The sequence below is a fragment of the Pseudomonas sp. NPDC087598 genome, from assembly GCF_044743525.1.
Taxonomy (GTDB): domain Bacteria; phylum Pseudomonadota; class Gammaproteobacteria; order Pseudomonadales; family Pseudomonadaceae; genus Aquipseudomonas.
Genome location: NZ_JBIUWQ010000003.1, coordinates 158,632 through 182,565 on the forward strand (window position 1 = coordinate 158,632; position 23,934 = coordinate 182,565).

Below are 23,934 nucleotides of genomic sequence, written 5' to 3' on the forward strand. Positions count from 1 at the left end.
CCGGTTTCCGCCGCCAGACGTTTCGCCGCCGACTTGATAACGCTGGGGTTAAAGCCCGTCGTCGTTGTCCATGCGAAAATAGCCGGCCTGTAAGCGGTTAAAATCCACCAGCTTCAGCCCCTCCAGATCCGCCACAGGCGCACCGGACAACGCAGCAAACAACACCAGCTCGCGCTGCTCGTCGTCGCCACCCACTTCACGGTTGGCTGCACGCACATCGCCCACGGTCGGCGAACGCAAGGCCAGCTTGTCGACGGTCACGCCGTTGATTTCACTCGGGCACGACAGCGTTACCAGCACCTGGTCGGTGGTCAGCGACAACCACGCCGGCATCGAGTGCGAATAATCGGTTTTCGGTACCAGGTGCGAATACGCTGTTTGCACGCGGCGATAGTCGGTCAGCTTGAGGCCTTCCAGATCCTTCAGTCCGACCTCGGCGAGACCTGCGAACAGCATCAGTTCGCGCTGTTCATCATCGCCATTGGCAGCACGGTCAGCCGCGCGCACTTCACGCACGGTCGGGTTACGCAGTTTCAACGTCTCGACGTCGATGCTATTGGCTTGGCTTGGGCGGGTCAGCGTTACGACGGCACCGACAGCACTGAGCGACAGCCACGCCGGAAGGTTTTTAGCGATTGCTTGAGTCATCTGAATCTATTCCTTACAGGCCGAGCGCCTGGCGCACTTCGAGGAGTTGGTCTTTGCCGTCGATCACCTGAATGCCGGCGACCATGTCGATCTCGTACATCAGGCGCCCGTCGATTTCGAGCTTGTAGTACGTGACCGCAACGGCGTGTTTGATCTCGGCCGCATCACCGGCTTTCCAGTCCCCGAGATCCACCTCTTTGAGCCGGCCGCGCAGGGTGGCAACGACCGCTGTCACCGCACCCTTGTGGCCCTTGAAGGCACCACGGAACGTGGCGTTGAACGCCGTGCCATCTGCCAGACCGAAGTATTTCAGCGACTCGCGGCGCACGCCCTTGGTGACAAACGAGGCCTCCATTTTCTCCAGCCCCTGATCCATCTCGATGGGGCCGGCCATGCCGCCCCCGCGATACTCATCGGTCTTGGTGGTCAGCTTGGGCAGCGTCAGGCTGGGCACGTCGCCGGAGAAGTTCACGCCATCGACGAACAGGTTGGTGTTGTACAAAGTCTGAGGAATCATTGGCTACGCCCCCTTAGGCTGCTTCAAGCACTTCGGTCATCCACTGATCGGTGACTTCGAAAAGGAAATTCGGGTTTTCTGCCGGCGGCACGTCGGTGAAACGGATGCGCCAATACACCTTGCCCTGGGCAATCTGGCTGGCCGTGTTCAGTTCGGTGTCGGGGAACACTTCAAAGTTGATGATCGCGCCCTGGGCTTTCAGGTCGGCCATGAACGCGTTGAGACCGTTGGTGACATCGGTCACGTAGGTCTTGGTGATCGAGCGGTCGACCGCCCATTTGTGCCCGGCCTGCACCGCGTCCATGAGGATGAACAGCGTGCGAACACGGGTAACGAATGCCCACTTCGGATCGCTCGACAGCGTACGGTTGCCCCACAGGCGGTAACCGTCATCGCGAATGATCGTGGTGATATTGGCGTTGTTGAGCAGGTTGGCCCGGCAGGTCTCGTCGCCGTCCAGGTACTCGACCGCGCGACCGGTGCCGGTGATGCCGGTCAACTCCTTGTTCGATGGCGAGGCCCAGAAACCGTATTCAGCATCCGTCCAGGCGAACAGCCCCGCCGCCCAAGCCGAACCGGGTGCGTCAACGGTCTTGCTGGTGATGGTGTCCCAATACTTGACGCCTGGGTCGACCATGTACAGGTTGCGACTGCCGAAGTTCTCGGCGTAGGCCATGGCGGCCTCGTCGGTGGTACCAGGTCCGTCGATGATGCCGATGGCTCGAAGTTTCTGCGCCAAGCTATCGAGCGCCGTGGCCACCGCCTGAGTCGCGGTGTGACCCGGCGCGATCAATAATCGCGGTTGCGCATTGAACAGACTTTTGCCGTCGATCAGCGCCTGAAGGCCGGTGCGCTGGCCCGAGGCCAGGACGCCGCCGATGATCGCAGAGGTTTGCAGCGCCACGTCTTCCAGCTTGGGTACGCCGATTGCGACGATCACCGCCTTGGCTTTGACGTAGATGGCTTGACAGGCCTTGGTGATCGCCGAGTCGGGGCCGAATGCCGCAATGGCTTCGCGCTCGGTGGTGATCAACTTCAGTTCGCCGGCCTTGGCCGTGCCGCCGCCGAGGATGCCCGGGGTAAAGGTGCTGCACAGACCAATGATCGAAGACGACGGCAGCGAGATAGTGCGCGCCCCCGTCTTGATTTCGGTGGTCGTAACGCCGTGAAAGAAACTCATAAAGTCCAATCTCCAGAAACGGAAAAGCCCCGCATGAGCGAGGCTGTGAGGGTGTTGGGGTTACGCGTAACGGAATGAAAAACGCCCCGTCAGTGCGGAGCGTTTATTGCGGCAGCGTTGAGAGCCAGGGCGGTGCAGTCGGTCGGTGTTCGGCGAGCGGGAATCCCCCCGCTTCCGGCCAGTTGCGCAGTGCTCGACGATAAGCCTGTAGCTCAATGTATTGATCAGAAGTCAGCGTGGTCACAGAGCCGCTTTCAACTTCGTCGCGATGGCGGGCCACAACCCCATCAGAAGCGACAATCTGCGCATCGCGCCAGGCGCGCTCTGCGGTGGCCAACTCCTCATCGGTTGGCAGTTGCGCCGCAACCAACACCGGCAAACCATCATCCCCCCATTCAATGACCATTCCGGCCAACTGACCCGCCATTAACTCGGCGTGACGCTCGGCCGATATCTCCACCGCGTCGGCAGGAATAGCAGTGTTGATTACTCCATCGACGAACCCGCGAGCTGATTTTGAACTGAACATCATCCCCCCCTTAAAAGCCAATAGCGAAGTACTGAATGTTTTCTGACTTTCCGGCACCTGTGCTCCCGGTATAGCAATTTGCCCCCACCGAGTTCGTGGTAACAGCACCGAGAGTAGCCACGGAGTTAGTGCCAGAAGCAGTGATAAAAACCTTCAGGACTGCGTTCGGAAAAATGATCGGCAAAGTAAAAGTGCCTTGACCATTCGAACCTGTCACGCCCCCGCCCCACTGGATAATCAGTCCGCTCGGCAGCTTTTGATGGCCGCCAGTGAGCAGCAACGAGGTAAAGTCGGCACACTTTCGAAGCGCCGCGCTCCCGCCTACGAGCCTCCACGTACCAACCCCGTTCGACTCAAATACGGCCGAATCGCCCAACCCGAGAACGATGTAAGTTCCGCCTGCGTTGTTGTCGAGAATGTCGGCGCCTTGCCGCTGAACAATCCAAGTCGATACTGGGTTTGTCGCCAGAAAGTGAATCTGCGACCCACTTGGAGCGCTAGACGCGAGGGGCAGCGTAGTGGTGAATGGCGTAGCGCCAAGTCCGACAATAAGCTGACCAATTGCGTTCGCACCCAGGGTTGTCGATGAATTCACCGCCGTTTCTGAACGCAGATTTCCCTGCGCCCGCTGTACAAACTCAGTCGTAGAGAGCCTTAGCGAGCTGTCGAACTGAGGCGGAGTCAGGAAGTTCGGCCCACCCATAACCGCCGCGTAACGCAACGCGACCGTCCCGCCGATCAGCCGCCACTGGTCTTGCAATCGGATAAATTCAGCCGTATCGCCCAGCGCCATCAGAATCGACCCGGTGACACCCGACGAGGTGTACACCACGTCACCCACAGCCGCCGCAACACTCAAACCACCAGAGCCAGCACATACCACCGTAATAGTGGCGCCCTGCGCGACACCAACAGTCGGCGGCAACGTTGCAGTGAGTTGACCAACAGCTGAGAAACTGTGAACCCCACCAACGTGTGAAGACGCAAGGGCCAGGCTCGCGCTGTTCGTCGTAAACCCCGAATACTCAAGACCCATTCGTTTAACAAATTCGGCTGTAGCAATCGACTTGCTGTTGTCGAATTGCGCTGGTGTCGGCGCTGTCGGATTGCCGGAGAAGCTTGGCGAAAGCAAACGGGCAAAACCGTCCGTAATGTCTTTGAATGTCAGCGGCGTGGCCCCCACAACAATCACGCCATCTGTCACCAGTTGCCAAATCGTGTCGGCCTGCGTCGCGCCAACCTCAACCGCCATCGTCAGATTCGGCGTCACCTTCGCGTTGTCGTCCGCATCCTTGGCGCGCGCCCAGGCACCAGCCGCTACCACATACGGGCCATTGTCCTTGGCGGCCGTCTGATTCTTCACCAACACCCGGTCGCCGGCGTTCAGCGAAACGCCATCCACCACCTGCAAACCGGACAGAGCAATATTGGCCGTGGTCGCCGCACGAACTGACTGCTTGATATCCAGCTTGCTCAGCTCGTCCAGAATCTTCGCGTCGACGTATTCGCGAGTCGCCAGCACCACCGCCGGATCGATCTTGAGCGTGATATTGCCGGTGTTGCTGACCACAAAGTTCATGCGTACGACTTGTGTGCGGCCAGAGCCTTGCGACAGCAACGGCTTGAAGCTAGGTGCGCAGTTGGCCACCGCCACCAGATCTCCATCCGCGTCATAGAGGCCGATTTCGCGGAGCCACTTACCGCCCTCATCGGCGGGAATGATCTGCTCGGCGATGATCACCGCCGGATTGACCGGGTCAATCTTCAGTTGGTTGAGCGGCTTTCGGCGCCACTCATTGAGCAGCTTGGTTTGTATGGCCGACGGCACCGGATTGGGCGGATCTGCCAGCCCGTTCGGGTTGGCATCCCCCACGCCCATTTCGGTAAGTTTCCAGGGAATGCCGAGCGCGTCGGCGTTCGCCTGCTTGGCCATCCCCACGTTCGTGAGGATCGCGAAAAACTGCGAGTTCGCATCAATCATAATAAACGTCCAGGGTGTCTATGGTGTGTTCACGGCCGACCACGCCAAAGGTGCCAGTGACCTCAATGTCACGCATGACGGGTGGGTAAACGTCGATTTCGTCGCCGTCGTAAAGGGACACGGCAATGTCCAGATTCCCTTGGGTCTCCAAGCTGATGGCCAGCCCGGTCAGTTGCCGTGTGACGGGTTTGGCATCGTCAATCAGGCGTTCCAGTTCCTGATACATCTCCTCGGTGATACCCGTGTCGAGAACGCCAACCTTCAGCGCGAAGGTCCCGGGCACGCCCTCGGGCACCGTCTGGAACCACTCAACGATCTCGATCAGGTAGCCCAGCGGCTCAACCACTCGGCGCAAGGCGCCGATGGTGCCCTTGTGTTTGTGGATGTAGTACGACGCCTTGATGGCCGCGCGCTTGGTAGCTTCGCTCCACCGGTAATCCCAGCGATCCACCGACCACGCCCATGCCAGGTGCGGCAGTAAATGCACCGGGCAGGTATCAGCGTTGTAGAGGTCGCGTAGAGGGACAATCGTCTTTTCGAAGAACGCGGCCTCCATGGCCCGTTCCAGTTGCGTACTGTTGAGCGGCAGTAGACTTTTCATATCAGCCCGCCAGCCTCACGTTGTACCGCGTACAGAACGCCGCTTGTGCCTTGGACGGGGCCAGATCCTGCCACCCGACCAGCTCAACCCGGGCAACGCCAGCAACGTGCAACTGAGCGTCGACAGCGGAGCGGGCGACCTCGACGCCCAGCCGCTTGCGTGGATTGATCCAGGCAGCCAAGCGGCTCTTCGCCTCGGCCAAACTGGCGTCCGCTTCGGGGCCGGCGCCGGCCATGTGCAAGATGGCGTCAATCTCGTAGCGGATCACCTGCGCGCTCTGCACGGTCACTCGATCAGCGACCGGGCGAACATCATCGTCATTCAACGCAGCGGCCACCGTCGCCAACAACTCCGGCGACGCTTCGCCTTCCCCGTCCAACCCCAGCACCGTGACCGTTACGTAGCAAGGCGCCGGGCTTTCGGCCGTGGCATCTGCCACCAACCCCGAGGCATTGCGTGCATGCAGGATGTAGCTGTTACGCGGGCCGGCTGTGGTCAAGCCCTCATAGGCCAACTGGATGCGCTCGCGAAACGGATCGTCGTCTTCCATGACCTTGGGCACCGGCGGCACCGCCAGCAGATCCGCGGCCTGAATGACCAGGCGCGCCAGATTGACGTTGGCCCCCAAGTGATCGAGGTCGCCGCGAATGGCGTGTGCCAGCAGCAGTGCCTTGCCGGCATCATTGACTCGGGCGCGATTGCCGACCATGTTGTAAGCCCCGACCTCAAGCACTTTGACCACTGGATCGCTTTCCAGCGCGGCCGTCCAGTTGCCGCCCATGTACCCGCGAAACACGCTCAGTCCGTCCTGATAAACCTCTTCGAAGTCCAGAGGCTCCAGCACGGTCGGCGCCGGCAGCGACGACAGATCTACGGTACTCATGCGGCCACCTCCAACGTGACGCTGTCGCCCAGGTACTTCCCGACGATTTGCAAATTGATTTGCCCGCCAATGACGGAAATGACGCGCACCTGATCCAACTTCAAACGCGGTTCCCAGCGCCCCAGAGCACGGGCAACCTCAGCCTGTACGGCGCTTTTCCAGCCTTCGTTGATGGGTAAATCGACAAACCGCCGTAGCTTGCTGCCGTATTCCATACGGTGCCGGCGACTGCCCAGCGGCGTGCTCAAGATGTCGGCAATGGATTGCCGCAGATGCTCGATGCCGGATATGGGTAGGCCGGTGTGGCGATCCATTCCGATCATCGATGTCACTCCTTGAACGGCTCGTATTCTTCGCTGGCTTTCAGGAACTTGACCGCTTCGATGTCGGAGGTCGGCACCACAACCGTCGCCTTGTCGACCGGATAGGAACGGTCAGTACCGGGCACGATCAACAGTCGCGACGTGTAGAGCTTGTCGCGGAATTTCAAGAACTCAGGCGATGAGTAAGTAGAGGATGACAATGCAGGTTCCGAGGACGTTTGCACCTCAGTTGAGGTCGTATCGATCTTGGCCATGTATTTCTCCAGGCATGAAAAAGCCCGCACTGGGCGGGCTGTCGTGAATGAATTAATGCGTGTGGTGGTTGCTGTTGCCGGTGGCGTCGATGATTGACCCGGCGCTGGTGATGCCCTTGGTGACGTGCAACGCACCTTCGATCATCACCGCCGCTTTCAGGTTGATGTTGCCGGTAGTCACGCTCACGGCGCTATCGGTTACAACCGCTTCCGTGCTGGCCACTTTGATGGTGACCGTACCGCTCGGCAGAGTGATGCTGTAGCTCTTGGCCTGCCAGTCGTAGATCAGCGAGCCGCCATCATCGAAGCGCCAGACCTCGACATGGTCGCGGTTGTCTGGTGGGGGACCTGAATTGCCATACAGGCCAGGGACAAACGTGCCTTGCGACACCTCGCCGCTGGGACTGATCAAACTGCCCTGCTCACCCAAAGACGGTGCACGCCAATGCCTGGCCTTGCCCGCAGCGATGCTGTGCCACCGCACCCAAGCGCTGACCCATTCACTGCCGTCCGAGACGCGACATACCGGCGGCGAAGCGGACAGATCCACCGCGACCACGTAGCAAGCCTTTACCGCCCCCGCGATCATGCGGTCATGCTGGGCGCTTGCGTAACTCATGGACCCTGCTCCGGACCGACAGTCACCTCAACGTTGTAGTCATTCAAACGCAGCTCACCCGGCAGATCATCTGGCCACGGCCACTCCTCAAGTCCGAGATAGACCTGCTGAGTCCACTCCACCAGCCACACGGTGTATCCATCCAGGTGCGGCTGGGTCCAGTCCTGCAGCGATTGCACAAACTCGGCGGGTTCAACTGCTAACCCCCAGGTTTGCGCACGTAACAGCACCGCCAACTGCGTCGCTAGTTGCACGGCCTGTTGATGATGGTGCGGCTTGATGGGGTCGACGATGATGCGAGCCTCAAACTTGAAGATCAGCGAAGTTTCGCCGGTGCCGATATCGGTACCCGGCTCGATCTCCGCCACCTCAAGAAACACCGCTGGCAGCAACACACGATCAGCAACGTTCGGCCAGGCCGCGACTGTATGCACGCCGGGAAGGTTAGCGCGCAGATGCTGTTCTACCACCCGATAAAGCTGGTCCAGGCTGAAGGGTTCGTCAGACATTGCCGATCCTCTTGAGGTATTTCTGCAGCTCAAAGTTGAGTTCCTGCTTGAGGATCTCCAGCAGGCGTTCATCCGCTTTTTTTACCCAGCTTTCGAAGTGCGGCCGGGCTTGCTCCAGCGATACCTTGGCCTTGGCCAGCGGAAAACGACTGCCGTTTTCGGCGACCCAGCCCGAACTCGGCCCGCGACCAGGTGACACCGTGCTGTCGGGGTAGTCGTCCGCGTTGAAATGCTTGCTGGCCGTGCGGATCCAGATGTCGGGCTTGTTGCCGTAGACCTTCTTGAGAAAGGCACCCTGATAACGCCGCCCCGCCACCGACACTCCGCTGCCGGTTTGCCGCGCCCGACCGATCCGGCTGGACTCGATGGCGTTCAAACCGAACCACAGTTTGCCGCTCGCGGCCCCGCCGGAAACCGGGTAGCTGCGCAACCGCTGACGGACCGCCGCAACAGCGATGCGCTCTGACCGGCTAACGGCTCGGGCAATGTGCGTGCGCAACCAGCCCAACGTCTTGTTGATCGCGCGCCGATGCGCCGCCGCAGCTGCTTTCGGCACCAACTGGGCAAAGTCCTGGAACGCCTGAAAGTCTGCGGCCGAGGACTGGATGGAGATCATCCCGCCCCCGGCCGAGGGTTTGAAATAGCTGCCGACACTCATGGGCGCAACCTCAGAATCAGGGCAACCAGGCCGTCGCCGCTCGGTTCGAGCTGAATCAGGTCATAGTCACCGCCGCCGTCCAAGGCAGGCAAGTCAACGCTGACCAGCATGCCCTGCTCCAGACCTTGCGAATCGCTGACGCGAATCTCGAAGCGCGGCTCGCGCAACCCGGTGTTGAGCTTGCCGAGCTTGGGTTGCAGCCAGGGCGCGGCGAACATGCCGAACACTGGCTCCTCGCGACCCTCTATCCGCGCCGTATCGCCCAGCGTTTCGAACACCACCGCGTCGACCTCGGCGATCAGATCGCGAAAGCCCACGGTCAGAGTTCCAACAGGATCTGGGCCAGTGGCCGAGTGCACAGGTGCAACGGGTTAGATTGCGCTTCGCCGGCCATGCCTTTGTTGAACGGCATCGGTTCGATCTTGCTGTAGTACGGCACGCCTTCGGTGTTGACCGTTTCCATATAGTCAGCCGGTGCAAACACTGAGATGTAGAGGTCTGGTACGCCTTCGGGAATCAGCAGTGCTTTATCGTCGTGGACGAACGACACACCAGCGATCTTGCCGCGATAACGCTCCCAGACAATGCCGCCGAATTCGAAGCTTTCACGGGCATCACCGCGCAACGCTGCGGCTTGCTGGGTGTTGAGGAAAGTCTCCTTCACCTTTACGTTTGTCAGGAGCAGATTCCAGAAATTCTTACCGCAGAACGCTCTGGAACCACTGCTGGTGATGCTGCCTAGTTGTTCTTCTTGCAGATCCAGCGCTTCACCGCACTTAACGCGAAATTCCGTGTCAGGATTGTTAAGTCCCATGGACATTTTTTTGCGGGTCACACCGAACGTTTTGTAAATGTCGAGCAACACGGTTTTGCCATCCGCGTCCAGGATCTGGCCGTTCAGCGCACCCATGCGCTGGAATTCGTGCGTAGCATCGAGCTGTCGACGAGCTTTACCCAAACGCTTGTTGACCACGTCCTGCACGGCTTGCAGCTCCGAACGGGTGCCAAAGGCGCGAATGCCTTGGATCTCATCGGCCTTGATGGCGAAGCGCTGCGGCAGGTGCACGGTGTTAAACGGGATCAGGTTGCGCTTGCTGCCACCGACGACCAATCCTGATGTACCACGCTCACCGGCTGGTACCAGGGCGAGGGTGTCGCCGTCCTTTTCGATCTGGACCGTCAGGGTGGTGATGCCCTCCTCCTGAAACAGACCGAGGCTGCTGATGCGACCCGGGAGGTATTCCCGTTCGTTGATGGCGGCGGTCAGCGAAGAGACCGAAAAAGCATCGTCGTTAAAGATTTCAATGTCAGCCATGAAGCTATCTCCAGAAAACAAAAAACCCGCACAGGGCGGGCTGGATAATTGATGACGATCGCCTTTAGCGGACGATCAGGAAGTGGGTAGCCAGCGCTTTTTCGGCTGCCGGATCCAGGCCGGTCAGGTGCGCTTCGCTGACTTCGGCCAGCCGCACCACAGCACGACCGCGCCGAACCACGTCCGATTCACCCAACGGACCGTAGAGAATGGCGATAGCGTTTTCGCTGCCGTCTTCGGCCGTTGGGTTGTACGGGGCGAATTCGCCGGTCAGGCTAACTAAACCGAGGATCTGCCCCGGCTCTAATGCAGGGCCGGCAGCGACATTGATTGCCTCGCGGGAAATGGTGCCAGCCGCTTCGGACAGGAGAAATTCACCTGCATGCATCGGCTCTCGTTGGATCGTCATCGTCTTGCTCCTGTAGCGGAATGGGATTTACCTGTGTGGGCAGCTTGGCGGGCCGACCAGATAGATGGCTGATCAATTTTCTTGGCTTGCACCTTAGGTGCCGGGTCATCGTCGAGTGGCAGGCTGTTGTCGATTTCAAAGCCTTTGCCGCTGGTAACGATCTTGTCGAACAGCCGCGCCCGGACCGCCGCCGCATCCAGACCTGCCGCGACATACTCGGCGCTGAATTCCGGTAGACGCGCGGCGACGCAAAGGTCGTTCACCGCCTTGGCACGTGCCAAGCCGGCGAGAACGATTTCTTCGCTTTCGAGCTGAGTGGAATTCAGCAACGGTTCGACCAGGTTGCTGATGCCCGCCGCCGTGCAGCGCTGAGTGATCATCAACGCCAACTTGGCCGAGTCGACTACAGGCGGCACCAGCGGCGGATCGACAGGTTCAAGTTCGGGATCCGGTTCTGGTGGCTCTTCGAGCTGGGCCAGCAATTCAGCCGGGGCGTTCTGGAATCGTTGCAACACCGCGCCTTGACCGAGACACGCTTTGACCTTGACGCCGTCGCCGACTTCATCGGCTAGCCCCAATGCCACCGCTTCGTTGGCGGTCAGCCAGGTTTCGGCCGCCACCAAACGCCGTAGCTCCACCTCATCGATGTCGGGCGCTTTGGCCTTGTACGCGGCAATGATGGCTTCCATGGTCTGGTCGAGGACGTCGGCGACCTTGCGGAAGTCTTCCGCATCACCGGCGGCGTAGGTCCATGGGTTGTGGATCATCAACATCGCGTTGGAAGCGATCACCACCCGGTGCGCACCGCACACGGCGACACTGGCGGCACTGGCCGCGAGCGCATCGATCCGCCCGGTGCACCGCTCGCCCAGACGCGACAGCGCGTTGTGCATGGCCAGACCGTCGAACAGATCACCACCGATACTGTTGAACGCGGCGACCACCGGTGACACACCGTCGTCCATGGCGCGGAGATCCTGCACGAACTGATTGGCAGTGATGCCCCACGCGCCGATCTCGCCATAGACGAAAACCTCGATCACTCGCTCGGTGGCCTCTCCGCTGGCCAGCAGGGCGTACCAGGTCTTGTCCTGAACCTCGACGCGCTTGCCTGCACGGTTGTAAATGCGCGGTTTCGCGGTTTTGCTCATGTTTGCTCCTTGTCGTCGGTGTCTTCGACGGCATCAAGGGTGTTGTAGTTGAGGCCCAATGCGGTGGCGCGCGCCAGATCGGCAGCGTTTTCCAGATCGACCGTTTCGGCGTCGTAGCCGGTGCGCAAGACCATCTCGCTGCGCGACGAAAACCCGGCCTGCACTTCCATCCGCCGCGCCTGCACGTCCTGCACCGGCTGGATGTAGGCCCAGCCTTGTGGCACCCAGCGAGTGCGCAGGTACTGGCGGCGCTTCTGTGCGTAATCGTCCAGCACCAGGACACCAGAAAGCACAGCCATATCCATCCACGCTGCCCGTACTGGGCGGCAGAGTTGATGGACGTACACGCTGAACTGCAGTTGTTCCAGGCGGCGGCGAAACTCGTTGAGTACCACCCGCAGTGCTCGGTCGTTGATGCCGCGCATGTCGCCGGTGAGGATCTCGTAAGGCGTACCCGACCCCGCTGCTGCAGCCATCAGTTGCTGCCGCATGAAGTCCGGATAGTTGTTGCCGGCGTCTGGCGGTTTGGAGAACTCCACCTCCTCACCTGCCCCCAGTTCCTGCATGGTGCCGGGTTCGAGCGCGACCATCGGGGTGAAGCCATCGCGGTCCAGATCCAGCAATTGGCCGGTGACCGGATCGCGTGGAGCCGGACCCGATTCCGGCGCCGGACGCTTGATGAAACCGGCAAACAGGTTGGCCACTTCCTGCCGGAACAGCACCGCGTCGTCGTAATTGTCCAGACTGCGCAGGCGTTTGAGCACCGGCGATAATCGCGGCACACCGCGCAACTGACCAGGCTCCACCGGTTCAAAAATGTGCAGTACCTGTGCGTCCGGGACTCGGACCAGCTGGTTGTAGCCGGCGTTCAGCGAGGCTGCATCGCGCGGATGCGACAAGTACATCCAGTACGCCACCCGCTTGCCGCCCGGGGTGAACTCGATGCCGGCGCGGATGACGTTGCCGTTTTTGGTGGTCTCGAATTTGTCGTGCGGCACAAATTCCGGTGCGAGGATCTGCAGCTGCAGCGGTACCGCCAGACCCTCATCCAGACTGCGAGGACGCAACCGGACGAAGCATTCGCCCGAGGTTTCAACCGTGCGCGCCACCAGCGCCTGCTGGCCGTAGAAGTCGGTGCGATCATCCGCATCCGCCTCATCGACCCAATCGCCCCACAGCTCCTGCAGCAGCTTGCGCAAAGCATCATCGTCGGTTGTTGGCCGAGGGGTGATGCCCGTGCCGATCAGGTTGCTGACACGCTTGTCGATGACGTTGAAGGCATACGGGTCATTGCGAACCGCTGCCCGGGAGCGCGACCGCAAATTGCGCAGTGCCGGGGTGTTGATGCTGTTGATCCCGTTGTCGGGAGCATCCCAGCCAGCGGATCGGCGGCCCTCACCTGCGCCTTCGTAACTGGCCTTGATGTTGGACGGCAGCACAAATCCGTTACGGGTCAGCGTCGGAAAATAGCGGGCCATCAGACCCCCTTCCCTGCGTGATACAGCCGGACCACGCGCGAACGTGGCCCGGCGGCGCTGGCCAGCGACGAGCGTATTTCTTCGCGCGCCTTGAGCAGCTCATCGACTGTGCGGTATTCCACGGTACGGTCGGTGTAGCGCACAGTTTTTTCACCGCGAGCAATGGCCGCCTCAACCGCGTCGAGGTGCTTTTTCGTAAAGGACATATCAGCGTCTCTTCAGATAGCCGCTGGCTGAGCTGCGGCGTTGAGGGGGGGCTGCCGGTCGCGATTGTGTAACCGGCGCAGCGGGTGGTGGTACGGGTTGAGCCTGGCGTACAGCCTCGGGCGCCGGTGTTTGCTCAGCATCAAGTCGCTCGCCCTGAACAGGCTTGATGCTCAAGGCGTCATCGAACAAACCGGACTGGGCCAGGGCTTGTCGCACCCTGTCCCAATCGTGTTCCTGGTAGCGGTTGATGCCGAGGTAATGCGCCATCGCGAGGCAGTACACCATCAGGTCAAGCGCTTCGTTGCGCTCAGCCTTGCCCTTCACCCATTCGATGCGCTTGTGACCGCGCACGTACCGCACGACTTTGCGTTCGGCGACGCACTGAGCGAAGAACTCGTCCGGCAGGTCGTTGGCAAAGTGCAGCGAACCCGGACCGTCCGGGAATGGGTAGCGGTTGTAGATCCAGTCTTTGGCGGTGTCGGTACCGACGAACCACAACTCGGCACCGTTGCGTTCGGTCTGACCCTTCCACGTCACGTCAACCATGGACGGGCGCTGTGCAATCACCGGCCGGCCTGGCTTGCTCGCGCCTTTGATGGCGAAGATATTGCGCCAGCGACGAACGCGGCAGAACTGGTAGACCTCATCTGTGTGGTGACCACCGGAGTCGACACCCACGGCGAGAATCGCCAGACCCACACCACAAGGATGCCGGTAACGAGCTTTGAGTTTCTCGTCCAGCACCGCCCAGGTGCGTTCGTCTGCTGGGTCACCCCAGATGATCTGATGGTCAACAACCCAACGTTCCATGCCGACGCCGAAGCCCATTACCATCAACTCCAGACGGTTAGCCTGGACGTCAACGGCGCCGGTCAGCATCAGCACACCGACCGGCATCGCGCCGAGGGTGTAGTTCTCAAGCCGCGCCCGAGCGATCAGCACCTCAGCCTTGGTCTGTTCGAGCGCACTGTCCCAGACCTTAGCGAGACGTGTGTTGTAGAACACCTGCATCAGGCTCGTATCACCTTGAGCCTGGGCTTTTTTGGCGTCTTCAAACTCGATGGCAAGCGATCCCCAGTCCATCCAGCCGGTTGGGGAGTACAGCGCGTTGAGATGAAAGCCAACGGTTTTCCCGTCGCCACCCGCATGAGCGCGCCACTCGCCTCGGGCGAGCATGTCGCTCTTGTAATGTTCTTCGATCAGCACGTCGCACTCAGGGGCTGCGCACTCGTAATGCACGGTGCTGAAGTCCTTGCTGTAATGCAGTCGCTCCCATTCCAACACTTGCATATGGCCGCAGGTGGGGCACGGTACGTAGTAATGCCGCTGGTCGCTGGACTCGAACAGATCCGCAATCCGCGAAGCGCCCTTGATCGTTGGCGAGCTGGAAAAATAGATCTTGGCGTTACGGCCGAAGTTGGTCGCTCGTGTCTCCGCCAATCGGATGGGATCACCTTCCTGGCCGACGTCATTCTCCCAACGGTCAACCTCATCGCCGTAGATGTAACGTGCAGACAGTTCAGACAAGTTGGCCGCCGAACCGGCGGTGGTGACGTAGAGCGAACCGCCCTCGAATTCCTTGGTGTCCATCGTGTTACGCGCATCCCGCGAACGGGTGGCAGCGACTCGCTCGCGCAGCACTGGTGTGGCCTTGATGGTTTTGCTGATTCGCCCCGAGACCCGCTTGGCCAGGCCCAGGCTCGGCAGCAGCGCGAGGATGTTTGACGGCGCCATGTGGATCAGGCCGCCCATCCAGTTCAGAGCGATCTGGGTTTTCATCAACTGCGAGGCCACCATGGTGACCACGCGCCTGCAGGGGTGAGCCGGCGACAGGCAACGCATTGGCTCGCGGGCATAAGGTGTCCGTGAGGTGCGGTACTGGCCGGGCTCGGGGGCACCGGTGTCTCGCGGGATCCGCATGTACTCGTCGGCCCATTGATCGATCCAAAGATCTGGGTCGGGGCGCAGTCCACGGAAATAAGCCTCACGGTACACCTCTGCACCGTCAGGAAATTCCGTGTGCATGGGTTCAGTCCGTTGTCATGGCGTGTTCAAGGTCTGCTGAAGAGAGGCGCTCGGCCTCCTCCAGCGTTCGACGGAAGGTGGCCGTCAGGTGTTTTTCGATCAGCCAGGGATCGGTCATCGCCGCGAGGTCGTGGGACAGTTGCGGCAACGGACCGAACAACTGATCGCGCAGCAATCGGCCGGCGTTGTAGGCACCGGTTTCGACGGCTTCTTTGGAGACCAGTGAGCCCTGGGCTTTGCCCAGCTCGATCTCGGCCAGCTTTGCCATGTTGTGCTCGCGCAGGGCACGGGCTTTCTGGAAGTCGGGAAGCTTGCCATCGCCGGTGATCACCTGCGGCGGCGCAGCCGTGGAAGTCGGTTCGACCGACGTGGACAGTTGGCTGTAAACGTCGCGCTGAATCCGGTCATGCTGGTGACGCTCGGCGACGGCGGCCTTGCTTGGGTCAGCGGTGTCGAGAATCAGCGCTTCGGTGGCATGCACATCAACCTGTTTGCCGTTGGGCGATAGCACCAAACGGTTGTTGTCTTTCAGCCAGGTGATGTAACTCGGCGACCTGCCGAGCCGGGCCGCGAAGGCGCTCTTCGACAGGTAGGTTGGTTCTGTCATGAGTCCTCCTTTTTCAACGTATTTCAATGAATCCTTTCAAGATTTCAATGATTGAAATTTCAGTAAGCTGGGGAACCTGCGGCTAACAGTTTCCCGCGGGTTTCCGACCCCGTACCCTCCGAATAACCCCAGGGTCCCCGGCGGTTTCAGGCTGGTCCGCCGCCATTCGGCGGGACATCGCACACGCCAAGCCGCTTGGCAGCCCAGCGTTCGTACAAGCCAATGGCAACATCTGCACCGGCCATTGCCGTGAGACAGCCCAAGGCGCCAGCCGTCCAGAGCGACATGCCCGCCGCGATCATCAGCATCATTGCCGATACTCCGCAGACAATGCAGGCACCGGATCGAAGCGCAAGCCGACGCATTAACGCCCAGCCCCGGGCACCATCCTTGTCTGCTCGCCACATCTCACCGGATACCCCGCCGACCAGAGCCAGGACGATCACCAACCAGATCGGCATTTCTGCCAGCGCTTGCTGCTCATTTGTCATGTTGTGCCTCAAGTGAAGGAGCATGCCGAACACAAAAAAGAAAACCCCGCCGAAGGGCAGGGTTTTCAATGTCGCGGCATACGCCAGGACGAAGTGCACAGCACGTGCTCGGGGAAGCGCCAAGGCGCAGAATCCATATCGTGGGGACTTTTTACCCCCTGAGTACGGAACCGAAAAGGGGGCATTTTCGGTTATCCAACTTGACGCAACTTTGACGCAACTTTGAGGAGACTTTGAGGCAAAGCGCCCCGACCAACGGTAAGCCACTTTCTTGCGTTCTTGCGCTCGGCCAGCACCTCAAAGAGTCGCACATGCAGGCGGTGTACAAGATCGTAGTAGGTTTGCTTCGCCTTTGAGACGTAGCCCAGTTCGTGCATCTGCGCTGCCCATGTTGGTGCAGGGTCAAAGCCATAACGCATAACCGCCAACTGTTGCAGCCTTTCACCCCGACCATCTTGCCGGGCTATCTCGGAAAGGGCGGCACCAACTTCCTGCGCAATTGCATCTGGTCCCGCACCACCGCCGAGAAGGATCCGAGAACCGGGTGTGCCTCGCGGCGCGCAACCGCCCCACTCCATGATCGTCGCCATAGGGCTACCCATGCCTCCGGCTTCACCGCCGTGTCGGCATTGCTCGCCCCAATGTTTCAGCAATAACTCCATCGCCTCAATCATTGCCCTGCCCCCGTAAAACCCAACCCGACACAGAAATACCCCAACCCGACACAAACCCAACACACATTAATCCCTTTAAATTCAATGCTTCAATCAAACTTGAGTTGAGTGTGTTGGGTTTGTTGGGTTTATCAGTCTTCGCATAAGAAAAAATTCCTTCCGTTGAATTCGTTGCAAAGAACGTCATGCATGCGCGTGCGCGACACAAAACCCAACACACCCCACACAACACCCGCGAAGGCATGTAATTCGGGCACTCAAATTGTGTGGGGTATTCAAAATCAACCCGACACACACTCAACACACCCAGCACACTTTTGAAAATAGTCATGCTGCAAGCGCCTTGATGTGATCCCAGCTGTCCACGTGCCAGCCCGCCAGCTTGGCCTTCGCCCGCCAGTTCTCCACCTGCTTGCCCAGCTCTGCCGCCTTGAGTGATGGGGGCGGGGAAGCATCCAGATCCACAGGAAAGAAAAACGCGCCGAAGCGACGGTTATTGCCGTCAGTCCAGGGTATCGCCCGCGTTTTATCCACCTCAGAACTGATGAATAGAGAGAACTTGGTCTGACTCATCACGTGCTCTTTGTTGCGCTGACACCATTCGAGAAATAACGAATAGAGGTCGGTCGATAGACACGGTCCCCAAAGCCCATGCCCCAGCTCGCTGTACTTCCACAGATGCAAGAATGTTTGCCAGCCGGCCCGACTCAAGGCCACCAAACGCTCACGCGCCTCGGTCGATGGCGGCCGCGTGCGCTGGTTGAAGTCCCCTAGATCGACCGACAGTAACCAACCGTAGAGCGCCGCCACCCCACCCTGCTCCAGTTCACGACCAATCGCCTTTTGCCTTGCGACTGGCAGGGTCTCCATAGGCCACATCACCAGCATTCGTCGATCACTGTCGCTGATTGGCCACGGAAGAATCTCGTTGCTGAGAAATACCGCATTCATATGGTTGGCTTCTTCCCAGCCATTAATGAACTTCGACTCCATCCGCACCGTTTTACCAGTGATCAAGTGCTTAATCTTGCCCACCTGGTTGTAACGCTGATCGCGACTGACCACCTCTTCGAAGACGGACCACAATTTGCGGCTTTGCCACGCGTTGAAACTGCTTTCCAATTGCGTCTGACCAACAGTCGCCGCGTATTGGCCGTAAAGCATGCCGAGTGCGTCAGCGAACAAAAGGCTCTTGCCCGAACCTTCCATAATCGAATGCATTAACACAGCGGTATCCATCTTGGCGCCCAAGTGCTGCAGCGGATACGCCAGCCAGCGAGTTAACCAATCGGTTGCCGCCTCATCATGGTTACAAAGAAATGAGATCAGCCAACGCAGGTTGGCACACGCTGCATCATCCCTGACTGGCTCAAGCGGCAACCCGTCAAAGGTATTGATGTACACCGCAGGATCCTTCGTCATGGTCGGATCAAACACGATGTGCTCAACATCGACGGTGCGGCGCTCGCTGCTGTTCAACCACAACGGATAAGTATCTCCCAGAGCCATCTTGACCGCGCCCTCGGCTATGCGCCGCTTCTTTTCGCGATCCCAAACGTCTTTGGTGCCATCGATGTAAACGTAGCGATCAGTTGGAGACATCCCGAATGCGCCGCCCTTCTTCCCGGCCATGCGGCGCGCCTGCTCGATGTCGCGAACATGGTCGTCAGAAATCAGCCTCTTTCCGGTGTGGTCCAACCAGGCTTTAGCTAGAGGCTTGCCCACGCGAGCTTCGAAAGCGGACTTCTTCATTCCCTTCGATTGGTCGCAGTCCCACACGTGCGTGGTGCCCTCGACCAACGCAAAACGACGCAGAATGTGATCCAACGTTATGACCTCCCCCGCCCCCCCGTCAGGAGCAGGAGCGGCCTCGCTGGACGGGCATGTTTCGTCGGAGATCGGCCCGCTCATTTCACCGGATGGGGTGGGGGGAAGATCATTCGGATCTGGACGGGCGGCGTATTGCATGCCCAACATTCGCGCAGCATCCTTCACAGCCTTCGACTGGTCGCCACCGTGCTCGAGTAAGCAGAACACTTCAAAGGCGTCGTTCTGATGCCCGTTCGCGAGAGGGTCAGCACCGTGGTGCGAATAAACCTTGTCCTCACTGATCGTCACCCCTGGCAGACCGGTGCTGCTTTGAGGGTACAGCCACTTATTGCCTCGCTTGATGTATCCATGGGCACGAAGAAGCTCCGCAACATCGTGACAACGGTTGAATTCATCAATTACCGAGGGCTGTTTGCCGCCACCGAGTGCAGGACGCTTTTGGGCTTTGACCGGTGGCTTTGGTGGCGCAACCGCCCATGGACACGCAGCTTCAGCATCTCGCTTAAAAAACTCCCAATTCTGCCAAATGGTAAGCAGCTCGTTGGTCAGCGTCGGCAGCCCGTCAGTAGCACTTGGAGCAGTTTTCCAGATGTAAGGTTTGCCGGTACCGGGATGAATTGATGGTGGAAATACGTCTTGCACCAATCCCGCACGTAGTTCAAAGACCGTGAAGCGTTTGAACGGCTCGGCTTCGGTTCGTGCAGCAGCTTCTGCGGCAAGATCACCCTGCTCTTTCGCAACCTTAGCCGTGTCCATCAACCCTTTGAAAATCGAACCGTCCGGGTCTTTTTCATTCGGCCATGAAAGTGAATGACGCGTGAGTTCGATGCCTTCCGGCACCTTGAACACCACCCGGAATCGCAGCGGATTCCCGACGATAGTCGGGAACACTACTGCCATCGCATCAAGGTCAAGGCCCAACAGTTCATACAGAACATGTCGCGTCCATTGAACGTCATCAACATCCAGTGAACAAACGCGGCTCGGCCCCAGCACGACGCCAAGGTTGTGATTTGGGTTTCGTTGCCAGAACGCCTCGGCCGTGTCGGCGTCGGTGATATAGCCTCCGGGCTTATTCCACCCTAGGCCTTTCGGAGCCTTTTCACCTGGATCAATCGATACGAGTGCCAAGTCAAAAGTACTGATGTAACGCTTTGCCCATGTAGCGATGGCTGTTCCTTTGCCCGATTCACTCATCGCCGGGCCTCCCGCAACTCCTGACAAGAGACGCAGGTCTCGCAACCTTCAACCTTCTGCTGTCGAAGCAACGGGATTGGTTCGTCGCAGTCGTCACAGAACTGCGCGCTAACGCGGCTCGATGGCACGCGGCGACTGCGATGAATAGCAACATCAAGCAGGTATTGCGCCTGCTCGTTTGCGCGGTCGATATCATCAGCCATTGATGCGATCCTCCATCGCCTGACGAGCGCCCGCCATGATTCCAAGGACTTCGCGGATCACATCCATTCCGTGCTTTTCGAGATCCACGACTTCATGAAGCTCCCAGACGTTGTCCGCCGCGCCGTCGTGCATCTTCGCCACGAATTCACCGGTTTCCCCGAGTAGCTTCCCAACCGCTTTCAAGGCATCACGGGTCGCCGGTACGGCCACGGGCCGGTACCAAACCGCACCTGCTGGACGCATCAATGCGTCCAGCAAGCGTGAATCAGCGGTTAGCCTGATCACTTCCTCAAGCTCATCTGGATTCAGCCACCGGCGTTCTTCATCGAGCTTGAGTTTTTTCTGGAGGGTGTCGTTGTCCAACACCATTTCAAAGGCAAGGGCGGTAATTCCGCCCTTATAGTCACGACCAGCGCGATAAATCGCTTGGCGTAGTGGCAGGACCGGACCAGCGTCCGGCAAAAGATCTGTGCGACTCATAACCGTAAATCCCCTGTTTACGGTGTAGCCATAGCCCAGGGCAAACCCTATCCTATGACCACGACCGATGTGCATGTGCTGTGTATCGTCGTAGTCGGGCTGGGGGATTCTTTGGTGAGAGGCCCCAGCTCGACACCTTTTAAGCGGCCCTGACCTTGCGGCGCGATCCGATTAGACGAATCTCTACCGCTGTACAGGCCCCCTTCTCATCAACCCGAACTCGAATATCTCGAGCTGAGTTGAGCATTTGAGAGACAGCGCTTTGCGATACCCCAATCAGTAAAGCAAGCTCTGGTTGAGTCTTACCCTCGGCGAAATCTCCCAAGGGAATTCCTATTTCGTTTGCCATCCACGTTTCCTCGAATGGGCGTTGCGGCATGAATATTAGTGTTACTTCTTTTAAACAGCAAGAGAAAAAGACGTGCAGCTGTTTTGATAAAATAAGTCTTCCTTATAAATTGGGATGCATGATTACCTCGATATCCTTCTCTGCCGACGACGAGACCCGAAAAGCCGAAGCCATGCGCTTGAAGGCTATTTATCAGGACCGCAAACGGCATGACCCCTCCCTTACCCAGGACAAAATCGCCGATCTGTGCGAATGGGCTGGGCAAAGCGTTGTCAGCCAATACTTAAATGGCCGAATCCCTCTCAATATCGGAGCGCTGATCAAATTTTCGAATGTCTTGGGCTTTTCGCTTGAAGAGGTAAGTCCACGTCTCGCTGCTCTCGCCGAAATGCCCCGCCTGCGGCATTCGCAGGGCGGCAATGAAAGCTCGAGAACCCCCGACTGGGAAATGCATCAGATTGAAGTGTGGGATGACGAGACCCCGCTCGGGCCTGATGAGGTAGAGCTGCCATTCTTTAAGGAAGTGGAATTGTCTGCGGGTAATGGATCTCAGGTTAGGCTTGAAACAAACGGACGCAAGCTTCGCTTCGGGAAACGTACTCTCAAAAGAAAAAGCATCGATCCTGCTTCTGCAGGTTGCGCTCCAGTAACTGGGAACAGCATGGAGCCAGTGCTTCCGGATGGCAGTACCGTGGGTGTAGACACCGCGAATACAGTCGTTCAGGACGGCAAGATGTACGCCATTGATCATGACGGACAGTTGCGCGTGAAGCTCCTCTATCGATTGCCAGGCTCAGGTTTGCGCCTACGGAGCTACAACACTGAGGAACACCCGGACGAACGCTACGATGGCGACTACGTCCAACAGCACATTCGTATCATCGGGAAGGTTTTCTGGTACTCGGTAATGCTTTAAGAGATCTCTCCCAAAAGGCCCGTAAGGGTCTTTTTTTTCGTCTACTAATTTTATTTATCAGGTTTTATAAGTGATACTGTTGACATATTAAATCAGTAACACTAATTTCGCATCGGAATCTACCTCTCACCAAAGAGATCAACCTATGCAAATCACACAGCAAAGCGACACCCGCTGCCCTGTTTACCTGCACCCCTCCGCATGCAGCAGTCGCGCCGCAGTTGAAGACCTACAGCTTCGCACGGGACTTCTCGTGGTCAGCAACCCCAAAGGCGCCGCCGCTATCAGGCCAGTCATTATCGCTAACGCATCCGAAGCCACTGCCGGGCCGCTCGGAGACGATGCGGCATGAATAACTACCTCATCCCCCTCACTAAACAAGACCTGTTGCATCACATGCTCCAGGTTGGTGGAGGTGCCGTGTGCCCTCTTCAACAACCAGAGCAAACCATCTATGCAAGCTTTGATGTGGAGCTCACTCAAAACAGCGCAGTCGTCAGCGTTGAATTGGGAGGTCACACCGGCGAACTGACCCTCAAGCGATCGGACCGCGCCAATCACCTGCACCTGCGGGATTTCATCCAGGACATTGCGAACGGCCGAATTGAATCAGCTCAACCCGCGCCACCCGAGCAGTCCGGCCGACTGGCGCAAATTGATCGAGCACTTGCGGACTCGGAAGCATTGCTTGCCCGCGTTCGCAAACTGATCGCTGCCTGAGGACTGCGCCATGAATCGCACCCTGGACGAAACAGCCGCATTGCTCGGACTCAAGCCCCGCGCCTTCCGCACCAGGTTGCGCGAGCTGAGCATTCTCAACAGCAGTGGCGATCTAGCCAGCCAGCACCGAGATCGCGGCTATTTGTATTCGGATCCGCGCAGCACCCTGATTCCCTCCCTCAACAAATGCCGTCATTACTCCGTGGTGATGGTGAAGGAAGAAGGGATCGAATGGCTGGCCAAGAAGCTAGGAATCATCATTACCAAAAAGGATGCCGCTGCATGAAAACCAACAACCTCAATGCCTACACGCAAGCCCTCGGCGCCCTGAAGCTGATCTCGATCTTCTTGAACTGCCCGGGGGTAATCAGCCGCGCAACGCTCGTTGGCGCCTCGACGGACTCCATACGATTATTGAAAAGCATGCCCGTACTGAACACCGAGCTGGCCGAGGTTTTCCGCTGCGTAAACAACGTGATCTTTAACGATCAGGTCGCCTACGTAACGCCGACCAACTCAACCGCATTCCCGTTTGGGGCGGTAATAGTAGACAAAAAAGGCCACGTGTGCGCAGCAGCTATTGGAAATAGTAAGACAGAACTGGGCGAAAGGATTCGTCTCAAGCTTCTTTCTCAAAAAGAACAGAATCAGACGGATGCAGCATGACCGACACAATTGACCAACTAAGAAGACAGTTCGACACCCCCTGCCCTCCGATCACAAAAATTCGCGAAATATATTTCCCTCATATTAAAACGGATCGCCACTTCTTAAAGGAAATCAAAGCAGGCCGTATCAATTTAGAGGTAAAAAGACTTCACAACTCTGTCCGTGCAAAACCGGTCGTATATCTTCATGATTTAGCAAGCTACTTAGAATCGCCAACAGTACACACCATAAAGGAGATAGTATGAATACATTTTTTTTACTGATGGCTCAATATGGTGGCAAGGCTGTTATACCTTTAAATATAATTTGCCATGACTATATGGGATTGACAGTTGAAAAATTCAAAGCAAAACAGCTAAGCGGAGAAATAACTATCCCTGTGGTTCGACTCGGCGCAAACACTCAAAAAGCGGCGCTTGGGGTACATCTAGCAGACTTGGCTGCTTACATTGACAAACAGCGTGAGAAAGCCAATAGAGAGCTAGCAGCACTCGCCAATAAAATCTAATA

At 58.4% G+C, this 23,934-nt stretch carries 33 protein-coding genes; 6 read left to right on the top strand and 27 right to left on the bottom strand.

The features are described from left to right. Positions 1–48: 48 nt before the first annotated feature. From ACIOWE_RS03205 to ACIOWE_RS03335, 27 genes are all read right to left on the bottom strand, one after another. Entirely contained in the window at positions 49–648 is a 600-nt protein-coding gene (locus tag ACIOWE_RS03205; RefSeq protein WP_401387279.1) for a phage tail assembly protein, read from the bottom strand. Between the two features lie 13 nt (positions 649–661). Beyond that, entirely contained in the window at positions 662–1,165 is a 504-nt protein-coding gene (locus ACIOWE_RS03210) for a phage major tail tube protein (protein ID WP_142579941.1), read from the bottom strand. 13 nt (positions 1,166–1,178) lie between these two features. Next, positions 1,179–2,345, bottom strand: a complete 1,167-nt coding sequence (locus ACIOWE_RS03215) for a phage tail sheath subtilisin-like domain-containing protein (RefSeq protein ID WP_401387282.1) — start codon at positions 2,343–2,345, stop codon at positions 1,179–1,181. A gap of 103 nt (positions 2,346–2,448) precedes the next feature. Further along, positions 2,449–2,874 (bottom strand): phage tail assembly chaperone, encoded by a 426-nt coding sequence (locus ACIOWE_RS03220; RefSeq protein WP_401387284.1) that lies wholly within the window; start codon positions 2,872–2,874, stop codon positions 2,449–2,451. A 10-nt stretch (positions 2,875–2,884) separates the two neighbouring features. After that, positions 2,885–4,855, bottom strand: coding sequence for a phage tail protein (locus tag ACIOWE_RS03225; protein ID WP_401387287.1), 1,971 nt, complete (start codon positions 4,853–4,855; stop codon positions 2,885–2,887). Continuing rightward, positions 4,848–5,456, bottom strand: coding sequence for a phage tail protein I (locus ACIOWE_RS03230; RefSeq protein ID WP_401387289.1), 609 nt, complete (start codon positions 5,454–5,456; stop codon positions 4,848–4,850). Before ACIOWE_RS03230 ends, ACIOWE_RS03225 begins: the two co-directional genes overlap by 8 nt. A gap of 1 nt (position 5,457) precedes the next feature. Then, positions 5,458–6,339 carry a baseplate J/gp47 family protein gene (locus ACIOWE_RS03235; protein ID WP_401387291.1) on the bottom strand — a complete coding sequence of 294 codons (882 nt, stop codon included), beginning with the start codon at positions 6,337–6,339 and terminating at the stop codon, positions 5,458–5,460. Continuing rightward, positions 6,336–6,662, bottom strand: coding sequence for a GPW/gp25 family protein (locus ACIOWE_RS03240; RefSeq protein WP_122505839.1), 327 nt, complete (start codon positions 6,660–6,662; stop codon positions 6,336–6,338). Before ACIOWE_RS03240 ends, ACIOWE_RS03235 begins: the two co-directional genes overlap by 4 nt. A 5-nt stretch (positions 6,663–6,667) precedes the next feature. Further along, positions 6,668–6,916, bottom strand: coding sequence for a hypothetical protein (locus tag ACIOWE_RS03245; RefSeq protein ID WP_401387294.1), 249 nt, complete (start codon positions 6,914–6,916; stop codon positions 6,668–6,670). A 52-nt stretch (positions 6,917–6,968) separates the two neighbouring features. Beyond that, positions 6,969–7,535 (bottom strand): phage baseplate assembly protein V, encoded by a 567-nt coding sequence (locus ACIOWE_RS03250; RefSeq protein WP_401387297.1) that lies wholly within the window; start codon positions 7,533–7,535, stop codon positions 6,969–6,971. Continuing rightward, positions 7,532–8,044: a hypothetical protein gene (locus ACIOWE_RS03255; RefSeq protein WP_401387300.1), complete on the bottom strand. Its 513-nt coding sequence runs from the start codon at positions 8,042–8,044 to the stop codon at positions 7,532–7,534. The genes ACIOWE_RS03250 and ACIOWE_RS03255 overlap by 4 nt, the downstream gene beginning before the upstream one ends. Then, positions 8,037–8,702 (bottom strand): hypothetical protein, encoded by a 666-nt coding sequence (locus ACIOWE_RS03260; protein WP_401387303.1) that lies wholly within the window; start codon positions 8,700–8,702, stop codon positions 8,037–8,039. The genes ACIOWE_RS03255 and ACIOWE_RS03260 overlap by 8 nt, the downstream gene beginning before the upstream one ends. Beyond that, positions 8,699–9,019, bottom strand: coding sequence for a hypothetical protein (locus ACIOWE_RS03265; RefSeq protein WP_401387305.1), 321 nt, complete (start codon positions 9,017–9,019; stop codon positions 8,699–8,701). Before ACIOWE_RS03265 ends, ACIOWE_RS03260 begins: the two co-directional genes overlap by 4 nt. A 2-nt stretch (positions 9,020–9,021) precedes the next feature. Next, the gene (locus ACIOWE_RS03270) at positions 9,022–10,017 is read right to left on the bottom strand and encodes a major capsid protein (protein ID WP_401387308.1); all 996 of its coding nucleotides are present in this window, start codon (positions 10,015–10,017) and stop codon (positions 9,022–9,024) included. Positions 10,018–10,081: 64 nt separating this feature from the next. After that, positions 10,082–10,426 (bottom strand): head decoration protein, encoded by a 345-nt coding sequence (locus ACIOWE_RS03275; protein ID WP_034156291.1) that lies wholly within the window; start codon positions 10,424–10,426, stop codon positions 10,082–10,084. Next, on the bottom strand, positions 10,423–11,577 hold the full coding sequence (locus ACIOWE_RS03280) for a head maturation protease, ClpP-related (protein ID WP_401387311.1): 1,155 nt from the start codon (positions 11,575–11,577) through the stop codon (positions 10,423–10,425). The genes ACIOWE_RS03275 and ACIOWE_RS03280 overlap by 4 nt, the downstream gene beginning before the upstream one ends. Further along, positions 11,574–13,055 (bottom strand): phage portal protein, encoded by a 1,482-nt coding sequence (locus tag ACIOWE_RS03285; RefSeq protein WP_401387314.1) that lies wholly within the window; start codon positions 13,053–13,055, stop codon positions 11,574–11,576. The genes ACIOWE_RS03280 and ACIOWE_RS03285 overlap by 4 nt, the downstream gene beginning before the upstream one ends. Then, on the bottom strand, positions 13,055–13,261 hold the full coding sequence (locus ACIOWE_RS03290; RefSeq protein WP_008087653.1) for a phage head-tail joining protein: 207 nt from the start codon (positions 13,259–13,261) through the stop codon (positions 13,055–13,057). Before ACIOWE_RS03290 ends, ACIOWE_RS03285 begins: the two co-directional genes overlap by 1 nt. Before the next feature lies 1 nt (position 13,262). Further along, positions 13,263–15,287 (bottom strand): phage terminase large subunit family protein, encoded by a 2,025-nt coding sequence (locus ACIOWE_RS03295; RefSeq protein WP_401387317.1) that lies wholly within the window; start codon positions 15,285–15,287, stop codon positions 13,263–13,265. 4 nt (positions 15,288–15,291) lie between these two features. After that, a complete protein-coding gene (locus tag ACIOWE_RS03300) occupies positions 15,292–15,894 on the bottom strand; it encodes a terminase small subunit (RefSeq protein ID WP_401387320.1) in 603 nt (200 codons plus the stop codon). A 146-nt stretch (positions 15,895–16,040) separates the two neighbouring features. Continuing rightward, on the bottom strand, positions 16,041–16,385 hold the full coding sequence (locus ACIOWE_RS03305; protein WP_034156347.1) for a phage holin family protein: 345 nt from the start codon (positions 16,383–16,385) through the stop codon (positions 16,041–16,043). A 191-nt stretch (positions 16,386–16,576) separates the two neighbouring features. Then, on the bottom strand, positions 16,577–17,059 hold the full coding sequence (locus ACIOWE_RS03310; RefSeq protein WP_401387322.1) for a hypothetical protein: 483 nt from the start codon (positions 17,057–17,059) through the stop codon (positions 16,577–16,579). Further along, positions 17,052–17,390 (bottom strand): hypothetical protein, encoded by a 339-nt coding sequence (locus ACIOWE_RS03315; RefSeq protein WP_401387325.1) that lies wholly within the window; start codon positions 17,388–17,390, stop codon positions 17,052–17,054. The genes ACIOWE_RS03310 and ACIOWE_RS03315 overlap by 8 nt, the downstream gene beginning before the upstream one ends. Further along, complete coding sequence (locus ACIOWE_RS03320; protein WP_401387328.1) at positions 17,387–20,086, bottom strand: DUF5906 domain-containing protein; 2,700 nt, start codon at positions 20,084–20,086, stop codon at positions 17,387–17,389. The genes ACIOWE_RS03315 and ACIOWE_RS03320 overlap by 4 nt, the downstream gene beginning before the upstream one ends. Beyond that, the gene (locus tag ACIOWE_RS03325; RefSeq protein ID WP_101158491.1) at positions 20,083–20,289 is read right to left on the bottom strand and encodes a TraR/DksA C4-type zinc finger protein; all 207 of its coding nucleotides are present in this window, start codon (positions 20,287–20,289) and stop codon (positions 20,083–20,085) included. The genes ACIOWE_RS03320 and ACIOWE_RS03325 overlap by 4 nt, the downstream gene beginning before the upstream one ends. Continuing rightward, positions 20,282–20,770 carry a phage regulatory CII family protein gene (locus tag ACIOWE_RS03330; protein ID WP_401387449.1) on the bottom strand — a complete coding sequence of 163 codons (489 nt, stop codon included), beginning with the start codon at positions 20,768–20,770 and terminating at the stop codon, positions 20,282–20,284. Before ACIOWE_RS03330 ends, ACIOWE_RS03325 begins: the two co-directional genes overlap by 8 nt. A gap of 139 nt (positions 20,771–20,909) precedes the next feature. Further along, positions 20,910–21,149, bottom strand: a complete 240-nt coding sequence (locus ACIOWE_RS03335) for a Cro/CI family transcriptional regulator (protein WP_401387332.1) — start codon at positions 21,147–21,149, stop codon at positions 20,910–20,912. 88 nt (positions 21,150–21,237) lie between these two features. Between ACIOWE_RS03335 and ACIOWE_RS03340 the strand changes: the two genes are divergently transcribed. From ACIOWE_RS03340 to ACIOWE_RS03365, 6 genes are all read left to right on the top strand, one after another. Next, positions 21,238–22,035, top strand: a complete 798-nt coding sequence (locus ACIOWE_RS03340; protein WP_159245150.1) for a helix-turn-helix transcriptional regulator — start codon at positions 21,238–21,240, stop codon at positions 22,033–22,035. 348 nt (positions 22,036–22,383) lie between these two features. Continuing rightward, positions 22,384–22,755, top strand: a complete 372-nt coding sequence (locus ACIOWE_RS03345; protein WP_401387335.1) for a hypothetical protein — start codon at positions 22,384–22,386, stop codon at positions 22,753–22,755. A 10-nt stretch (positions 22,756–22,765) separates the two neighbouring features. Further along, positions 22,766–23,041 (top strand): hypothetical protein, encoded by a 276-nt coding sequence (locus ACIOWE_RS03350; RefSeq protein ID WP_401387338.1) that lies wholly within the window; start codon positions 22,766–22,768, stop codon positions 23,039–23,041. Continuing rightward, positions 23,038–23,421, top strand: a complete 384-nt coding sequence (locus tag ACIOWE_RS03355) for a hypothetical protein (protein ID WP_401387341.1) — start codon at positions 23,038–23,040, stop codon at positions 23,419–23,421. Before ACIOWE_RS03350 ends, ACIOWE_RS03355 begins: the two co-directional genes overlap by 4 nt. Beyond that, positions 23,418–23,669, top strand: a complete 252-nt coding sequence (locus tag ACIOWE_RS03360; RefSeq protein ID WP_401387344.1) for a pyocin activator PrtN family protein — start codon at positions 23,418–23,420, stop codon at positions 23,667–23,669. Before ACIOWE_RS03355 ends, ACIOWE_RS03360 begins: the two co-directional genes overlap by 4 nt. Continuing rightward, positions 23,666–23,932, top strand: a complete 267-nt coding sequence (locus ACIOWE_RS03365; protein WP_401387347.1) for a pyocin activator PrtN family protein — start codon at positions 23,666–23,668, stop codon at positions 23,930–23,932. The genes ACIOWE_RS03360 and ACIOWE_RS03365 overlap by 4 nt, the downstream gene beginning before the upstream one ends. Positions 23,933–23,934: the final 2 nt, after the last annotated feature.

Coding starts and splice junctions, on each gene's coding strand:
- ACIOWE_RS03355 (WP_401387341.1), top strand. CDS start 23,038: ATGAAAACCAACAACCTCAATGCCTACACGCAAGCCCTCGGCGCCCTG.
- ACIOWE_RS03330 (WP_401387449.1), bottom strand. CDS start 20,770: ATGAGTCGCACAGATCTTTTGCCGGACGCTGGTCCGGTCCTGCCACTA.
- ACIOWE_RS03305 (WP_034156347.1), bottom strand. CDS start 16,385: ATGACAAATGAGCAGCAAGCGCTGGCAGAAATGCCGATCTGGTTGGTG.
- ACIOWE_RS03320 (WP_401387328.1), bottom strand. CDS start 20,086: ATGAGTGAATCGGGCAAAGGAACAGCCATCGCTACATGGGCAAAGCGT.
- ACIOWE_RS03300 (WP_401387320.1), bottom strand. CDS start 15,894: ATGACAGAACCAACCTACCTGTCGAAGAGCGCCTTCGCGGCCCGGCTC.
- ACIOWE_RS03335 (WP_401387332.1), bottom strand. CDS start 21,149: ATGCCGCAACGCCCATTCGAGGAAACGTGGATGGCAAACGAAATAGGA.
- ACIOWE_RS03240 (WP_122505839.1), bottom strand. CDS start 6,662: ATGATCGGAATGGATCGCCACACCGGCCTACCCATATCCGGCATCGAG.
- ACIOWE_RS03205 (WP_401387279.1), bottom strand. CDS start 648: ATGACTCAAGCAATCGCTAAAAACCTTCCGGCGTGGCTGTCGCTCAGT.
- ACIOWE_RS03215 (WP_401387282.1), bottom strand. CDS start 2,345: ATGAGTTTCTTTCACGGCGTTACGACCACCGAAATCAAGACGGGGGCG.
- ACIOWE_RS03345 (WP_401387335.1), top strand. CDS start 22,384: ATGAATAACTACCTCATCCCCCTCACTAAACAAGACCTGTTGCATCAC.
- ACIOWE_RS03230 (WP_401387289.1), bottom strand. CDS start 5,456: ATGAAAAGTCTACTGCCGCTCAACAGTACGCAACTGGAACGGGCCATG.
- ACIOWE_RS03270 (WP_401387308.1), bottom strand. CDS start 10,017: ATGGCTGACATTGAAATCTTTAACGACGATGCTTTTTCGGTCTCTTCG.
- ACIOWE_RS03295 (WP_401387317.1), bottom strand. CDS start 15,287: ATGCACACGGAATTTCCTGACGGTGCAGAGGTGTACCGTGAGGCTTAT.
- ACIOWE_RS03280 (WP_401387311.1), bottom strand. CDS start 11,577: ATGAGCAAAACCGCGAAACCGCGCATTTACAACCGTGCAGGCAAGCGC.
- ACIOWE_RS03350 (WP_401387338.1), top strand. CDS start 22,766: ATGAATCGCACCCTGGACGAAACAGCCGCATTGCTCGGACTCAAGCCC.
- ACIOWE_RS03315 (WP_401387325.1), bottom strand. CDS start 17,390: ATGACTATTTTCAAAAGTGTGCTGGGTGTGTTGAGTGTGTGTCGGGTT.
- ACIOWE_RS03250 (WP_401387297.1), bottom strand. CDS start 7,535: ATGAGTTACGCAAGCGCCCAGCATGACCGCATGATCGCGGGGGCGGTA.
- ACIOWE_RS03255 (WP_401387300.1), bottom strand. CDS start 8,044: ATGTCTGACGAACCCTTCAGCCTGGACCAGCTTTATCGGGTGGTAGAA.
- ACIOWE_RS03285 (WP_401387314.1), bottom strand. CDS start 13,055: ATGGCCCGCTATTTTCCGACGCTGACCCGTAACGGATTTGTGCTGCCG.
- ACIOWE_RS03260 (WP_401387303.1), bottom strand. CDS start 8,702: ATGAGTGTCGGCAGCTATTTCAAACCCTCGGCCGGGGGCGGGATGATC.
- ACIOWE_RS03340 (WP_159245150.1), top strand. CDS start 21,238: ATGATTACCTCGATATCCTTCTCTGCCGACGACGAGACCCGAAAAGCC.
- ACIOWE_RS03310 (WP_401387322.1), bottom strand. CDS start 17,059: ATGATTGAGGCGATGGAGTTATTGCTGAAACATTGGGGCGAGCAATGC.
- ACIOWE_RS03210 (WP_142579941.1), bottom strand. CDS start 1,165: ATGATTCCTCAGACTTTGTACAACACCAACCTGTTCGTCGATGGCGTG.
- ACIOWE_RS03225 (WP_401387287.1), bottom strand. CDS start 4,855: ATGATTGATGCGAACTCGCAGTTTTTCGCGATCCTCACGAACGTGGGG.
- ACIOWE_RS03235 (WP_401387291.1), bottom strand. CDS start 6,339: ATGAGTACCGTAGATCTGTCGTCGCTGCCGGCGCCGACCGTGCTGGAG.
- ACIOWE_RS03245 (WP_401387294.1), bottom strand. CDS start 6,916: ATGGCCAAGATCGATACGACCTCAACTGAGGTGCAAACGTCCTCGGAA.
- ACIOWE_RS03290 (WP_008087653.1), bottom strand. CDS start 13,261: ATGTCCTTTACGAAAAAGCACCTCGACGCGGTTGAGGCGGCCATTGCT.
- ACIOWE_RS03365 (WP_401387347.1), top strand. CDS start 23,666: ATGAATACATTTTTTTTACTGATGGCTCAATATGGTGGCAAGGCTGTT.
- ACIOWE_RS03360 (WP_401387344.1), top strand. CDS start 23,418: ATGACCGACACAATTGACCAACTAAGAAGACAGTTCGACACCCCCTGC.
- ACIOWE_RS03275 (WP_034156291.1), bottom strand. CDS start 10,426: ATGACGATCCAACGAGAGCCGATGCATGCAGGTGAATTTCTCCTGTCC.
- ACIOWE_RS03325 (WP_101158491.1), bottom strand. CDS start 20,289: ATGGCTGATGATATCGACCGCGCAAACGAGCAGGCGCAATACCTGCTT.
- ACIOWE_RS03220 (WP_401387284.1), bottom strand. CDS start 2,874: ATGTTCAGTTCAAAATCAGCTCGCGGGTTCGTCGATGGAGTAATCAAC.